The organism is Grimontia celer, from assembly GCF_900055185.1.
GTDB lineage: Bacteria > Pseudomonadota > Gammaproteobacteria > Enterobacterales > Vibrionaceae > Enterovibrio > Enterovibrio celer.
Window position 1 is genome coordinate 1 of record NZ_FIZX01000068.1, and the last position, 537, is coordinate 537.

Annotated in this window: 1 protein-coding gene; it reads left to right on the forward strand. The window is 43.9% G+C overall.

Annotated features, from left to right (window positions below; genetic code table 11):
• Window positions 1–537, forward strand: a 537-nt coding sequence (locus tag GCE9029_RS25460; RefSeq protein ID WP_157487866.1) for an AMP-binding protein, incomplete at both ends; no start/stop codon positions are given.

A 537-nucleotide genomic window follows, 5' to 3' on the forward strand; every position in this document is an offset into this window, starting at 1 on the left:
GTCTTCTTACATTATCCAAAATGCGGATGTGAAGATCTTATTTGTTGGCGAACAAGTTCAGTTTGATGCGGCAGTGAAGCTCTTTGATGAATGTGAACAACTCGAAGTCGTTGTTGCTATGTCTGACGATATCGACCTTCAAGACCACAGCTTTGCTGTCTCTTGGAAAGAGTTTATGGCTTGTGGTGTAGAATCACAGCAAGCTGAACTTGATACTCGTCTTGCCGATGCAAGCATGGACGACTTGCTGACCCTTATTTATACCTCTGGTACCACTGGCCAACCAAAAGGCGTAATGCTTGATTATAGCAATATTGGATACCAACTAGAAGGCCACGATGAGCGTCTTAGTTTAACGAAAGACGATGTCTCATTGTGTTTCTTACCTTTATCACCCGTATTTGAGCGTGCTTGGACTTTTTATGTCCTTTATAAAGGCGCAACTACCTGTTACCTGCAAGACACCATGCAAGTTCGTGATGCGTTGAGCGACGTTAAACCAACGGTTATGTCTGCGGTTCCTCGCTTCTACGAGAA